This window comes from uncultured Nocardioides sp. (assembly GCF_947489365.1).
Lineage (GTDB): Bacteria > Actinomycetota > Actinomycetes > Propionibacteriales > Nocardioidaceae > Nocardioides.
In genome coordinates this window covers 572,769-586,836 of sequence record NZ_CANLDB010000001.1, presented here as the reverse complement: position 1 = coordinate 586,836, position 14,068 = coordinate 572,769, and the positions used below count along the sequence as shown (strand labels likewise).

Sequence of the window (14,068 nt, the reverse complement as noted above, 5' to 3'; positions counted from 1 at the left end):
TGAGGCTGGCGCCATGCGGGTCATGCTGGTCACCGAGTCCTTCTACCCCGCCGTCGACGCCGCGACCGGCACCGTGCGGCAGGTCGCGGACCGCTTCGTCGACGAGGGCCACACCGTCCAGGTGCTCGCCCCCGGCCCGGGCCTCGCCACCTACCGCGGCGCCCGCGTCGAGCGGGTGCGCATGCGGGACCGCCCCGGCGGCCAGGCCCAGCGCGCCCTCGACCGCTTCGGGCCCGACGTCGTGCAGGTGCACTCCCCCGGCACGTTGGGCCGCAAGGCGCTCAAGCACGCCCGGCGGGCCGGCGTACCGACCCTGACGGCGCAGCTCGCGGCCGCCCCGGACGCCGGGCTCACGTCCTGGCGCACGAAGGTCGCCGAGCGCTCCGACCGGATCGTGGTCAGCGCCGCCTGGGTCCGCGACCGCCTCGCCTCGCTCGACGTCGAGTCGCACCTGTGGCTGCCCGGCGTCGACCCCGCGATGTTCGGCCCGCAGCTGCGCGACCCCTGGCTCCACGACCGCTGGTCGCTGGCGCGCTCCCGCGGTGGGCCCCGGCTCGTGGTCGGGTACGTCGGCGGGCTGCACCGCCGCCACGGCGTCCGGGCGCTGCCCGAGGTGGCCCGGGTCCCCGGCGTCCGGCCCGTGCTCGTCGGCGACGGGCCGCAGCGCGACTGGCTGCGGCAGCGGCTGCCGCAGGCGCAGATGACCGGGACCGTCACCGGCGGCGACCTGGCCACCGCCCTGGCCAGCCTCGACGTGCTCGTCCACCCCGGCGAGCAGGAGACCTGCGCGCCCGTGCTGCGGGAGGCCGCCGCCAGCGGCGTCCCCGTCGTCGCCCCCGCCCGGGGCGCCGCGGCGGAGATCGTCCTCGACGGCCGCACCGGCCTGCTCTACGACCCCGCGGACCCGGGGGCGATGGCCCGATGCCTGGGCCGCCTCGCCCGCGCCGCGACCACCCCGGAGCTCACCGCGATGGGCGCCCGCGCCCGGGCCCACGCCGTACGACGGACCTGGGCGGACGCCACCGCCGAGCTCCTGGCGGTGCACCTGCCGGCCGTCCTCGACGCGGCCGGGGCCGACGCCGCCTGACGCTGCTCCGACGCCCTCGGACGGGGCCGGTGAGGGTCCCCTGTGTGACTGTCGCCTCACGACCACGGATGGTCTGACCGGCCAGGCGCGGGGGTACCGTACGGGCCGTGGCAACTGTGACTGCGGTCAAGAACAAGAGGTCGTCCCGGTCGACCATCGCGCTGAAGCTGCTGATGGCCCTCTCGGGTCTGATCTTCATCGGCTACGTGCTGGCGCACATGTACGGCAACCTCAAGGCCTTCAGCGGCCAGGAGGCGTTCGACTCCTACGCCGAGCACCTGCGCACCATCGGTGAGCCCCTGCTGCCGTACTCCGGCCTGCTCTGGATCATCCGGATCGTGCTGCTGGTCGCGCTCGCGGTGCACGTGTACGCGGCGTACACGCTGTGGGCGCGGGCCGGCAAGGCGCGGACGACGAAGTACGCCGTCACGAAGCGGGTGAACTCGACCTGGTCGAGCAAGACGATGCGCTGGGGCGGCACCGCCCTACTGCTGTTCATCGTCTTCCACATCCTCCACTTCACGCTGCGCGTCGTGACGCCGGGCAGCAACTCCGACTCGCCGTACGAGCGCCTCGTGGGCAGCTTCGAGATCTGGTGGGTCTCCGCGATCTACCTGGTCGCGATGGCCGCCCTCGCCATGCACCTGCGCCACGGCACCTGGAGCGCCGCGCAGACGCTCGGGCTCACGAACACCGCGTCCGCCCGTCGCAACGCCAACCTCCTCGGGTACCTCCTGGCCGTCGTCATTGCCGGCGGCTACTCACTGATCCCGGTGTTCGTCCTCGCGGGCGTCATCTCCTAGCAGCGCAGCACCCGAACCATCCGCCCCACCCGATCCACCACCAGGGAGCGATCACCATGGCCGGTTCCACCCTCCACGACGGCTCCTCGCCGCTGAACCAGGCGGCGAAGCAGACCTCCGACGACGCCCACGGCTACTACGTCGCCGGCGAGCCGCTCGTCGACCCGGTGACGCCCACCGGTCCCATCGCGGACCGCTGGACCACCCGCCGCTTCGAGAACCGCCTGGTCAACCCGGCCAACCGGCGCAAGCTCGACGTGATCATCGTCGGCACCGGCCTGGCCGGCGGCGCGGCCGCCGCCACGCTCGGCGAGGCCGGCTACAACGTGAAGTCCTTCTGCTACCAGGACTCCCCGCGGCGCGCCCACTCGATCGCTGCCCAGGGCGGCATCAACGCGGCGAAGAACTACAAGGAGGACGGCGACTCCGTCTTCCGTCTCTTCTACGACACCGTCAAGGGCGGCGACTACCGCAGCCGCGAGTCGAACGTCTACCGCCTGGCCGAGGTCAGCACGAACATCATCGACCAGTGCGTCGCGCAGGGCGTCCCCTTCGCCCGCGAGTACGGCGGCCTGCTCGACAACCGCTCCTTCGGTGGCGTGCAGGTGTCCCGCACGTTCTACGCCCGCGGCCAGACGGGCCAGCAGCTGCTCCTCGGCGCCTACCAGGCCATGGAGCGCCAGGTCGCCGCCGGCACCGTCACGCAGTACACCCGCCACGAGATGCTCGAGCTGATCGTCAAGGACGGCGTGGCCCGCGGCATCGTCGCCCGCGACCTCGTCTCCGGCGAGATCGAGACCCACCTCGCGGACGCCGTCGTCCTCGCCTCCGGCGGCTACGGCAACGTCTTCTTCCTCTCCACCAACGCGATGGGCTGCAACGTCACCGCCACGTGGCGCGCGCACCGCAAGGGCGCCTACATGGCGAACCCCTGCTACACGCAGATCCACCCGACCTGCATCCCCGTCTCCGGCGAGCACCAGTCGAAGCTGACGCTGATGAGCGAGTCGCTCCGCAACGACGGCCGCATCTGGGTGCCCAAGAAGGTCGAGGACTGCGACAAGGACCCCCGCGACATCCCCGAGGAGGACCGCGACTACTACCTGGAGCGGATCTACCCGGCGTTCGGCAACCTGGTCCCCCGCGACATCGCCTCCCGCCAGGCGAAGAACGTCTGCGACGAGGGCCGCGGCGTCGGCCCGCTCGTGGGCGACTTCCGCCGCGGCGTCTACCTCGACTTCACCGACGCGATCGAGCGCATGGGCGCGGACGTCGTGAAGGAGAAGTACGACAACCTCTTCGACATGTACGAGCGGATCACGGGTGAGAACCCGTACGAGGTGCCGATGCGCATCTACCCCGCCGTGCACTACGTGATGGGCGGGCTGTGGGTGGACTACCACCTGCAGTCCAACATCCCCGGCCTGTTCGTCACCGGCGAGGCGAACTTCTCCGACCACGGCGCCAACCGCCTCGGCGCGTCCGCGCTGATGCAGGGCCTGGCCGACGGCTACTTCGTCCTGCCGAACACCATCCGCGACTACCTCGCCGACGGTCCGTTCGAGAAGATCACCGAGGACGACGAGGCCGTCGTCGAGGCCCGCCGCTCCGTCGAGAAGCGCGTCGAGACCTTCCTGTCGATCAACGGCAGCCGCTCGGCGGACTCCTACCACCGCGAGCTCGGCCACATCATGTGGGAGTACTGCGGCATGGAGCGCTCCGAGGAGGGCCTGCGCAAGGCGATCGACATGATCCGAGAGCTGAAGAAGGACTTCTGGACCGACCTCAAGGTCCTCGGCACCGCCGACTCGCTCAACCAGAGCCTCGAGAAGGCCGGCCGCGTCGCCGACTTCATCGAGCTCGGCGAGCTCATGTGCATCGACGCCCTGAACCGCCGCGAGTCCTGCGGCGGCCACTTCCGCGCCGAGTCGCAGACCGAGGAGGGCGAGGCGCTGCGTCACGACGAGGAGTTCGCCTACGTCGCGGCCTGGGAGTTCGGCGGCGAGGACGGCTCGCCCGTGCTCCACAAGGAGGACCTGATCTACACCGCCATCGAGATGAAGCAGCGGAGCTACAAGTGAACCTGACCCTGAAGATCTGGCGCCAGCAGAACCCCGCCGACAAGGGTGGCCTCAAGACCTACGAGCTGGGCGGCGTCAGCGAGGACATGAGCTTCCTCGAGATGCTCGACGTCCTCAACGAGCAGCTGAACGAGACCGGCGAGGAGCCGGTGGCGTTCGACCACGACTGCCGTGAGGGCATCTGCGGCTCGTGCGCGCTGATGATCGACGGCCAGGCGCACGGCCCCGAGGTCACCACCACCTGCCAGCTGCACATGCGGTCCTTCAAGGACGGGCAGACGATCACCATCGAGCCGTGGCGCGCCGACGCGTTCCCGGTGATCAAGGACCTCGTCACCGACCGGTCGGCGTTCGACCGGATCATCCAGGCCGGCGGCTACATCTCCGCCAACACCGGCTCCGCGCCGGAGGCCAACTCGGTGCCCGCGCCCCGCGACAAGGCCACCCGCGCCTTCAACGTGGCGACCTGCATCGGCTGCGGCGCCTGCGTCGCGGCGTGCCCGAACGGCTCCGCGTCGCTGTTCCTCGGCGCGAAGATCACCCACCTCGGCGAGCTCCCCCAGGGCCAGCCCGAGCGCGACGGCCGCGTCGCCAGCATGGTGGCGCAGCACGACGCCGAGGGCTTCGGCGGCTGCACCAACATCGGTGAGTGCACCGCCGCCTGCCCGAAGGAGATCCCGCTCGACGTGATCTCCCAGCTCAACAAGGACCTGCGCACCGCCATCCGCCACGGGCACTGAGCCCGGCGCAGCCACCCGCACCGCCCAGCACCACGCGAGGCCGCGACACGCCGTCACCCACGGCGCGTCGCGGCCTTCGTCGTGCGACCCGGTGACTCGTCGGTCGGGCCGGTCCGGCGATGACGGGATGGAGTGGCTCCTCAGCGCTCCAGGCGCTGCAAAGCCACTCCATGTGGCGTCTGGCCGCAGACCGCCGCCGTGTCAGGCGTCGACGGGGGTCCGGCCGGCGCGGCGGCCGGTGGCGCGCCAGGCGCGCCACCCCAGCGAGCCGAGGAGGACGGCGATCACCATGTTCACGACGATGAGGATCGTGTGGGCGACCCAGTACGACGTCGCGCGGTCCTCGCCGGCCGACCAGGCGCCGTACAGGTTCATCGCGAAGTTGCCGAAGGACAGGACGGTCCAGGCCGCGACGGCCAGCAGCAGGACGGCGTGACGACGCTCGAACCTCATCGGCGGCTCACCGGTCCCGGCGACGGCGTCGCTGGAGCAGGAAGACGGCACCCAGGGCGCTGAGCACGCCGGCACCGAACGAGCGCGGCCCGGGCGAGGCGGGGGCCGGCGGACGCTTGCGCAGCTCCACCGCGGTGGAGGCGTGGCGGGCCTGCTCCTCGGCCGTCCGCTTCTCCCGCAGCAGGCGCGCGCCGTCGCTGGTGTGGACCCAGGACGCCGCGATGAGGATGAGCCGCGCCGAGTAGTTGATCCACACCAGCAGCACCAGGGCCACGCCGAACACGGCGAACGCCGGCTGGTTCTGCGTCGAGCCGATGAGGACGCCGCTGAGCTGCTTGAGGATCTCGAAGCCCACCGCACCGAGCAGGGCGCCCTGCCACAGCGCCCGGTTCGGCGCCAGCGGCCGGCCGAGCACGCGGAACAGCGCGTAGAAGAGCACAGTGGACGCCGCGAGGCCGATCACCACGGTCAGCAGGCGCAGGGCCCAGGCGAGGTCGTCGTCCAGGCCGACGAGGCCCAGCAGGAAGCTCGAGAGCAGGTTCACCACGCTGGAGACGCCGACGCTCACCAGGAGGATCGCCCCCAGGCTGAGCAGGGCGAGCAGGTCGCGGAGCTTGCCGATCACGAAGTTGGGCTGCTCGTCGACCGGCTGCTCGAAGACGATGAGCAGCGCCGTCCGCATCCCCGACAGCAGGTTCAGCCCGGCGTACACCAGACCGACCAGACCGATGCCCAGGGCGGCACCGGCCGCGGACTCGATGGTCGACAGCGGGATCTGACCCTCGCCGCTGCCGATCAGGCCGGGCACCACCCCGTTGACCGTCTGCACCAGGTCGAGCGTCGCGCCCGTCGTGCTCGCGATCAGGCCCAGCGCGAAGAAGGCCAGCGCGAGCAGGGGGAACACCGACAGGAAGCCGAAGAAGGTGACGCCGCCGGCGTGGGCGGTGCCCTGCACCTGGCCGAAGTGCTGCAGCGTGCGGAGCAGGTGGTCCACCGCGGGCCGACGGGTGCGGGTCTCGTTGAGGCGGACGCGGACGGTGTCGCCGACGCCGGACATCAGGTCCTCACCGGGACACGACGCAGCGGGAAGCCGCGGACCGGCTGCCAGCCGCTCAGCTCGTCGTGGACGTACAGGTGGAAGTCCTCGACGTCGAAGCGGCACTCGAGGTCGGCGAGCTCGGCGTACGCCCGGTCCAGCACCTCGTCGGGCAGGTGGTGGGCCACCGTCACGTGCGGGTGGTACGGGAACTCGAGCGCGGTGTCGAGCGGGCCGGTGCGGACGGCGTCCGCGAGGGCCTCGCAGCCGGCGATGCCCGAGGCGAGCGCCACGAAGACCACCGGGGAGACCGGGCGGAACGTCCCCGTCCCCCGCAGGTGGACCTCGAAGGCGTCGAGGGAGGACGCCGCGGCCTCGAGGTGGTCGTGGAGCGCGTCGAGGTCCTCGTCGACGACCTCGGTCGGCGGGACGAGCGTGATGTGGGTGGGGATGGAGCCTGCGGTGACGTCCCCGAGGCCTGCCCGGTAGTCCTGCAGGCGGGCCGCCCACGGCTCCGGGATCGCGACGGCGACTCCGATGGTGGGCACCTGCCGCACCTTACTGCCTCGCCTGCCCGGCCCCGCCGACGCCTTTGTAGAGTCGGCGTCCGTGACCGAGTCGTACGAGGCGTCCCTGACCCGCAGCGAGGACCTGGAGAAGCGCCTGGCCGAGCACCCGGAGCGGTTCCGGATGCTCACCGGGGACCGGCCCACCGGCGCGCTGCACGTCGGGCACTACTTCGGCTCCATCGCGAACCGCTTGCGCCTGCAAGCCAGCGGCGCGGACATCATGGTGCTCGTCGCCGACTACCAGGTCATCACCGACCGCGAGGTCGCCGGCGACATCGCCGGCAACACCCGCAACCTGCTCCTCGACGGGCTCGCCGCCGGCATCGACCCGGAGCGGTCCACGATCTTCGTGCACTCCGCGGTCCCGGCGCTGAACCAGCTGCTGCTGCCGTTCCTCAGCCTCGTCTCCGTGGCCGAGCTGCAGCGCAACCCCACGGTCAAGGACGAGGCCGCCACCGCGGGCATCACCTCCATCAGCGGGCTGATGCTCACCTACCCGGTGCACCAGGCCGCGGACATCCTGTTCTGCAAGGGCAACGTCGTCCCGGTCGGCAAGGACCAGCTGCCCCACATCGAGCAGACCCGGGTGGTCGCGCGCCGCTTCAACGAGCGCTACGGGCAGACGTTCCCCGAGCCCGAGGCCCTGCTCTCCGCGACCCCGCTGCTGCTCGGCACCGACGGCACGAAGATGAGCAAGTCGAAGGGCAACGTCGTCGAGCTCCGCATGAGTGCCGACGAGACGGCCAAGCAGGTCAAGGGCGCGAAGACCGACTCCGACCGCCACATCACCTACGACCCGGCGAACCGGCCCGAGGTGTCGAACCTGCTGACCATCGCGGCGCTCTGCGAGGACGGCGACCCGGCCGCGATCGCCGAGGAGATCGGGGACGGCGGGGGCGGCGCGCTGAAGAAGCGCGTCACCGAGTCGCTGAACACCTTCTTCGCCCCGCTGCGGGAGCGTCGCGCCGAGCTCGCAGCGGACCCGTCGTACGTCGACAAGGTGCTCACCGCCGGCAACGCCCGCGCGAACGAGATCGCCGACGCGACGCTCGCCGAGGTCCGCGAGCGGATGGGGACCTTCCGCGGCTAGGAGCGCCTCAGCGCCCCGCCGCCACCCGGGCGACCCGGCCGCGACCGCCGGCGGCCCAGCAGGCGCCGTCCTTGCCGCCCGCGCAGTCGAGGGTGTGGAAGCCGACGTCCGAGAGGAAGCGCCAGGACCGGCCGCCGTCGGTCGACAGGCTGGTGCCGGCGACGTCCCCGGACTCCCCGGTGGCGAGGAGCGTCCGCCCGCTGACGTACGCCGCGTCCTCCGCGAGGTGCGTCAGGTCGCCGCCGCTGGTCCAGCCGCGCCGCGGCGGCGCGGTGTACGACGACGCGTCGACGCCGTCGGTCGGCGCCGAGAAGTCCCCGCCCACGGCGACCCCGTGGGCGCCGCGGAACACGAGCCCGAAGACGCCCGCGGCCTCACCGGCCGGGATCGCGGAGTCGGTCGCGGTCCAGGTCAGCCCGCGGTCGCGGCTCGTGAACACCCGGGAGCGCTCGCCGCCGGTGCCGAAGGACGCGTCACGGCCGTGGGTGACCAGGCAGTCCCCGGAGGCGGCGAAGTTGGCCTCGCCGGTCGAGTCGGGCATCCCCGCGCTCGGCAGGACCCGCCACGAGGCGCCGCCGTCGTCGGTCCGGATGATGCGGAACCGGCCGTCGACCGGGTCGGAGACCGCCAGGCCGACCTTCCCGCCCGGGTAGAAGTCGACGCAGTTGTAGAACGCGGCGGGCTCGTCGTTGCGGAAGGTCTCGGTCCAGGTGCGGCCGTCGTCGGTGGTGCGGAAGACCCGCGACAGCGCCCCCTCGCCGATGGTCAGGGCGACCGCGCTGCGGCGGCCGGTCACCTCGACGTCGCGGAACTGGAGCCCCTCGACGCCGGGCGGGGTGACTTCGACCCAGGTGCGGCCGCCGTCCGACGTCCGGTGGACCGAGCCGGCGCCGCCGGACACGCTCCCGCCCGCGACCCACGCCGTACGGCGGTCGACGGCGTCGAGCCCGCGGAAGCTCTGGTCGGCGTCGACGACCGTCTGCTCCACGGTGAGGCCGGGCTTCGGCTTCGCCGGTGGCGCCGCGGCACCGGCCGTCGGCGCGAGGAGGACGAGGCCCGCCGCGAGGCAGGCGGGGGCGAGGGCGATCCCGAGACGTCGCATGCTCCGCAGCCTGCCCCCGCTCGTCGGGGCGTGTCCAGCAGGTCAGACCTTCGCCGACGCCGCCGTACGCCGCTCGAGCGCGGCCGAGAAGAGCAGGACGACGAGCCCGAACACCGACAGCGCGGCGCCGACCAGCGCCGGGGCGCGGTAGCCGAGCCCGGCGGCGATCACGAGGCCACCGAGCCAGGCACCGAGGGCGTTGGCGGTGTTGAGGGAGGCGTGGTTCATCGCGGCGCCCAGGGTCTGCGCCTTGCCGGCGACGGCCATGAGCCGCAGCTGGAGGTTGACCGCGAGCACCGAGGCCATCACCGCGATCACGAACACGGCGGGCATGCCCCACCAGGCGAACGGCGCCACCAGGTAGAAGACGAGCAGCGACAGGCCCATCCCGATGCTGCCGATGAACAGGGCGCGCATCACCGAGCGGTCGGCGAGCTCGCCGGCCACCCAGGTGCCGGCGACCATGCCGAGCCCGTAGGCCAGCAGGAAGGCCGGGACGGCCGCGGAGCCCAGGCCGCCCACGTCGACGACGGTCTCGGCGATGTAGGTGTAGACGGCGAACATGCCGCCGAACCCGCCGGCGCCGACGAGGAGCGTCAGCCACACCTGCGGCTTCGCGAAGGCGCTGAGCTCGGTGCGGCCGCTGGCGGTCGGGTCACCGGGACGGCGGGGCACGAACAGCGCGGTCATGGTGACGGTGACGGCGCCGAGCACGGCGACCATCCAGTACACCTCGCGCCAGCCGACGTTCTGACCCAGCCAGGTGCCGAGCGGGACGCCGGCGACGTTGGCGACGGACAGGCCGAGCATGACCATCGCGACCGCGCGGCCCTTGCGGGACTCCGCGACGAGCGAGGCGGCGATGAGCGAGGCGACGCCGAAGAAGGCGCCGTGCGGCAGTCCGGCGATGAAGCGGGCCGTCAGCAGCAGGCCGTACGACGACGCGATCGCGCTGCCGACGTTCCCGACCACGAAGGCGGCCATCAGTGCCAGGGCGAGCGCCCGCCGCGGGAGGCGGGCGCCGAAGTACGCCAGGACGGGGGCGCCGACGACGACACCCAGCGCGTACGCCGAGATGAGGTGGCCGGCGGACGGGATGGAGACGCCCACGCCGGCGGCGATCTCGGGCAGGAGACCCATCGAGACGAACTCGGTGGTGCCGATCGCGAAGCCACCGGTCGCCAGCGCCAGGATGGCCAGGGTCACGCGGCGGGGGCCGAGTCCCGTGAGGTCGTCCGGGCGCGCGGGAGCGTCGAGGGTGGGGGCGGTCATGGTGGATCCAGCCTGCGGGACCCGCACGCGATTCCCCACATCGGCATCAGGCCGTCCGATGTGGGCAGACTCACGGCGCACGGCCCACGCAGACGGCGCCCCGCCCCGGTACGAGACCGGGGCGGGACGCCGCCGTGGACCGGGCTCAGCCCAGCGAGGCGAGTGCCTCGTTGAGCGTCGCCGACGGGCGCATGACCGCGTCGGCCTTGTCGTCGTCGGGGCGGAAGTAGCCGCCGACGTCCGCGGGCGAGCCCTGGACGCCGTTCAGCTCGCCGACGATGGTCTCCTCCTGCGAGGCCAGCGTCTCCGCGAGCGGACCGAAGGCCGAGGCGAGCTCGGCGTCGTCGGACTGAGCGGCGAGCTCCTCGGCCCAGTACAGCGCCAGGTAGAAGTGCGATCCACGGTTGTCGATGCCGCCGATCTTGCGGGTCGGCGACTTGTCGCGGTCTAGGAAGGTCCCCGTGGCGCGGTCGAGGGTGTCGGCCAGCACCTGGGCGCGCGGGTTGTCGGCGTACCCGGCGAGGTGCTCGAACGACGCGGCCAGCGCGAAGAACTCGCCCAGGCTGTCCCAGCGCAGGTAGTTCTCCTCGATGAGCTGCTGCACGTGCTTGGGCGCCGAGCCGCCGGCGCCGGTCTCGAACAGGCCACCGCCGTTGATGAGCGGGACGATCGACAGCATCTTCGCGCTCGTGCCGACCTCGAGGATCGGGAAGAGGTCGGTGTTGTAGTCGCGCAGCACGTTGCCGGTGACGGAGATGGTGTCCTCGCCGCGGCGGATGCGCTCCAGCGAGTAGGCGCACGCCTCGGCGGGCGCCAGGACCTCGATGGTCAGACCGTCGGTGTCGTGGTCGCCGAGGTACTCGTGGACCTTCGCGATCAGGTTCGCGTCGTGGGCGCGGGTCTCGTCGAGCCAGAACACCGCGGGGGCGCCGGAGGCGCGCGAGCGGGTGACGGCCAGCTTGACCCAGTCGCGGATCGACTCGTCCTTGGTCTGGCAGGCGCGCCACACGTCGCCGGGCTGCACGTCGTGGGTCGTGAGCACGTCGCCGCCGGAGCTGCGGAGCTCCATGCGACCCGCCGAGGGGACCTCGAAGGTCTTGTCGTGGGAGCCGTACTCCTCGGCCGCCTTGGCCATGAGGCCGACGTTCGGGACCGAGCCCATCGTGGCCGGGTCGAAGGCGCCGTTCGCCTGGCAGTCCTCGATCACCGTCTGGTAGACGCCGGCGTAGGAGGAGTCCGGGATGACCGCGAGGCAGTCGGCCTCCTGGCCGTCGGGGCCCCACATGTGGCCCGAGGTGCGGATCATCGCCGGCATCGAGGCGTCGATGATGACGTCGGAGGGGACGTGCAGGTTGGTGATGCCCTTGCGGTCGTCGACCATCGCCATGCGCGGGCCGTCCTCCAAGCCCTGCTTCACGGCGGCCGCGATGGCGTCGCCGTCCGGGAGGTCCTTCGTGGCCGACAGCAGGGCGCCGAGCCCGTCGTTGGGCGAGATGCCCGCGGCGCGCAGCTGCTCGCCGTACTGCTCGAAGAGGGTCGGGAAGAACGCCTGGACCGCGTGCCCGAAGAGGATGGGGTCGGAGACCTTCATCATCGTGGCCTTGAGGTGCACCGAGAACAGGACGTCGTCGGCCTTGGCGCGGGCGATCTGCTCGGTCAGGAAGCGGCGCAGCGCGGCGACGTCCATGTACGTCGTGTCGACGACCTCGCCGGCCAGCGCCTTCACGTCGTCCTTGAGCACGGTCTCTGTGCCGTCGGCGGCGACGTGGACGATGCTCAGGGTGTCCTCGCCGTCGAGGACGACGGACTGCTCGTTGGAGCGGAAGTCGTCCTTGCCCATCGTGGCGACGGCGGTCTTCGAGTCGCTGCTCCACTCCCCCATGCGGTGGGGGTACTTCCGGGCGTAGCCCTTGACCGCGGCGGGGGCGCGGCGGTCGGAGTTGCCCTGGCGCAGGACCGGGTTGACCGCGGAGCCCTTGGCCTTGTCGTAGCGGGCGCGGGTCTCCTTCTCCTCGTCGGTCGACGGGTTCTCGGGGTACGCCGGGAGGTCGAAGCCCTGCCCCTGCAGCTCCGCGATGGCGGCCTTCAGCTGCGGCACGGAGGCGGAGATGTTGGGCAGCTTGATGATGTTGGCCTCGGGCTGCTCGGCGAGCGCGCCGAGCTCCGCGAGGGAGTCGGGGACCTGCTGGTCCTCCGGCAGCCGGTCCGCGAACTGGGCCAGGATGCGGCCCGCGAGGGAGATGTCGCGCGTCTCGAGCTCCACGCCCGCCTGCGCGGCGTACGCCCGCACGATGGGGAGGAGCGAGTACGTCGCCAGGAGCGGCGCCTCGTCGGTGTGCGTGTAGATGATCGTGGACATGCGCAGTGCAGCTCCTGCTTCGTCGACGGATGGGGGCCCGGGCGACCGGACGTCTCGACGTCAAGATACCGGACCTCGCTCCCCACCCTCCCAGCCTTCGTGGCGCTCCTGCAACGACGGGGCGACGCCCCGTGCGGCGATATGGTGCCGCGCATGACGACGAACCCCAGCCCCTCCCCCGCGGCGGGCGACGCCGGCGGCACGACCACGGACCCGACCAGGGGGACCGCCCCCGTGACGACCGTCCAGCGCCTCGCGGGCGAGGCCCTGGGCACGTTCCTGCTGATCCTGCTCGGTGGCGCCGCGACGTCGTTCGCGTTCGCCCAGCTCACGGCCGGCGACCTGGGCACCGACTTCTCCGGTCTGGGCTCCCCCGGGGTCAGCCCGCTGGCCTACGCGTTCGCCCTGGCGGGCGCGGGCTACGCCTTCTCCCGCCTCTCGGGCGGCCACTTCAACCCGGCCGTGTCGATCGCCGCGGCGCTCTCCGGCCGGCTCGCCTGGAAGGACGCCGGCCTGTACGCCGCGGCCCAGGTCGGCGGCGGCCTCGTCGCGGGGCTGGTGCTGTTCGTCCTCGCCCTCGGGTACAACGGCGCCGACGCCTCCCGCTCGATGTTCCTCGTCGGCTTCGGCGACGGCTTCACCGGCGTCGCGTGGTGGTCGGCGATCCTGCTGGAGATCGTCCTCACCGTCCTCTTCGTCTACGTCGTCCTCGCCGTGACCGACGACCGTCACGAGCACCGCGGCGTCGCCCCGCTGGCCATCGGGCTCGCCTACGGCGCCGTCGTCTTCGCCGGCGCCTCGGCCACCGGCGGCGTCGCCAACCCCGCCCGTGCGCTCGCCACGAACGTGTTCGGCGGCGTGGACTCGCTGCTCTCCGGACTCGTCGTCCTCGTCGCGACGCTGATCGGCGCCGCGGTCGCGGGGTTCACCTACCCCCTGCTGTTCGGCAAGGACCGCGAGGCGGTCGCCGGGTCGGGCCTGAAGCTCGGCGGCGGCTCGCGCCGCTCGCGCGGCACCGACCCGTACGCCGCGTGGCAGCAGCAGGGCGGTTACTACGACCAGCAGCAGGGCGGCTGGCAGGGACAGCAGGGCCAGCCCGGTCAGCAGGGCGGTTACTACGACCAGCAGCAGGGCGCCTGGCAGGGACAGCAGGGCCAGCCCGCGCAGCCGGGGCAGCAGGGCGGCTACTACGAGCAGCAGCAGCCCTCGCCGTACGGCGACCAGGGCGGCTGGCAGGGCCAGCAGCCCCCGCAGCAGGGCTACCAGCCCGGCTACGAGCAGCAGCCCTACACGCCCCCGAACACCCCCGGCGACGACGGCGGCGACCACACCCGCATGCGCCCCGACCAGCCCTGACGTCGCGTCGGCGGGCCGGCGGGCCCGGCGGCTCGGCTCGCGGCTCGGGCACTGCCGTTTCTGCCGAAACGGCACCTCCGGGCCCCGTCGGACTGCCGTTTCTGCCGAAACGGCAGTCCG

The 14,068-nt window shown here is 72.4% G+C and carries 12 protein-coding genes; 6 read left to right on the top strand and 6 right to left on the bottom strand.

Annotation, left to right across the window (positions count from 1 at the left end; translation table 11 throughout):
* The first annotated feature begins 13 nt into the window (after positions 1-13).
* The 4 genes from Q0858_RS02805 to Q0858_RS02790 all read left to right on the top strand — a co-directional run bounded on the left by Q0858_RS02805 (position 14) and on the right by Q0858_RS02790 (position 4,711).
* On the top strand, positions 14-1,087 hold the full coding sequence (locus Q0858_RS02805) for a glycosyltransferase (RefSeq protein ID WP_299050872.1): 1,074 nt from the start codon (positions 14-16) through the stop codon (positions 1,085-1,087).
* Between the two features lie 107 nt (positions 1,088-1,194).
* Positions 1,195-1,890 (top strand): succinate dehydrogenase cytochrome b subunit, encoded by a 696-nt coding sequence (locus Q0858_RS02800; RefSeq protein WP_299050870.1) that lies wholly within the window; start codon positions 1,195-1,197, stop codon positions 1,888-1,890.
* Positions 1,891-1,946: 56 nt separating this feature from the next.
* Positions 1,947-3,971, top strand: a complete 2,025-nt coding sequence (locus tag Q0858_RS02795; RefSeq protein ID WP_299050869.1) for a fumarate reductase/succinate dehydrogenase flavoprotein subunit — start codon at positions 1,947-1,949, stop codon at positions 3,969-3,971.
* On the top strand, positions 3,968-4,711 hold the full coding sequence (locus Q0858_RS02790; protein ID WP_299050866.1) for a succinate dehydrogenase/fumarate reductase iron-sulfur subunit: 744 nt from the start codon (positions 3,968-3,970) through the stop codon (positions 4,709-4,711). The genes Q0858_RS02795 and Q0858_RS02790 overlap by 4 nt, the downstream gene beginning before the upstream one ends.
* Positions 4,712-4,912: 201 nt before the next feature.
* On the opposite strand, the gene Q0858_RS02785 is transcribed toward Q0858_RS02790, so the two are convergent.
* The 3 genes from Q0858_RS02785 to Q0858_RS02775 are packed head-to-tail and all read right to left on the bottom strand — an operon-like array spanning position 4,913 to position 6,748.
* The gene (locus Q0858_RS02785; protein WP_299050864.1) at positions 4,913-5,164 is read right to left on the bottom strand and encodes an SCO4848 family membrane protein; all 252 of its coding nucleotides are present in this window, start codon (positions 5,162-5,164) and stop codon (positions 4,913-4,915) included.
* 7 nt (positions 5,165-5,171) lie between these two features.
* Entirely contained in the window at positions 5,172-6,221 is a 1,050-nt protein-coding gene (locus Q0858_RS02780; RefSeq protein WP_299050862.1) for a YihY/virulence factor BrkB family protein, read from the bottom strand.
* Positions 6,221-6,748, bottom strand: coding sequence for a 2'-5' RNA ligase family protein (locus tag Q0858_RS02775; protein ID WP_299050860.1), 528 nt, complete (start codon positions 6,746-6,748; stop codon positions 6,221-6,223). The genes Q0858_RS02780 and Q0858_RS02775 overlap by 1 nt, the downstream gene beginning before the upstream one ends.
* Before the next feature lie 61 nt (positions 6,749-6,809).
* Here Q0858_RS02775 and trpS point away from each other — a divergent pair, with 61 nt between their 5' ends.
* Entirely contained in the window at positions 6,810-7,859 is a 1,050-nt protein-coding gene (gene trpS, locus Q0858_RS02770; protein ID WP_299050857.1) for a tryptophan--tRNA ligase, read from the top strand.
* A gap of 7 nt (positions 7,860-7,866) precedes the next feature.
* Here trpS and Q0858_RS02765 read toward each other — a convergent pair whose 3' ends face one another.
* From Q0858_RS02765 to Q0858_RS02755, 3 genes are all read right to left on the bottom strand, one after another.
* Entirely contained in the window at positions 7,867-8,961 is a 1,095-nt protein-coding gene (locus Q0858_RS02765) for an oxidoreductase (protein ID WP_299050856.1), read from the bottom strand.
* A gap of 42 nt (positions 8,962-9,003) precedes the next feature.
* A complete protein-coding gene (locus tag Q0858_RS02760) occupies positions 9,004-10,233 on the bottom strand; it encodes an MFS transporter (RefSeq protein WP_299050854.1) in 1,230 nt (409 codons plus the stop codon).
* 145 nt (positions 10,234-10,378) lie between these two features.
* Positions 10,379-12,592 (bottom strand): NADP-dependent isocitrate dehydrogenase, encoded by a 2,214-nt coding sequence (locus Q0858_RS02755; protein ID WP_299050852.1) that lies wholly within the window; start codon positions 12,590-12,592, stop codon positions 10,379-10,381.
* Between the two features lie 153 nt (positions 12,593-12,745).
* Here Q0858_RS02755 and Q0858_RS02750 point away from each other — a divergent pair, with 153 nt between their 5' ends.
* The gene (locus tag Q0858_RS02750) at positions 12,746-13,948 is read left to right on the top strand and encodes an MIP/aquaporin family protein (protein ID WP_299050850.1); all 1,203 of its coding nucleotides are present in this window, start codon (positions 12,746-12,748) and stop codon (positions 13,946-13,948) included.
* Positions 13,949-14,068: the final 120 nt, after the last annotated feature.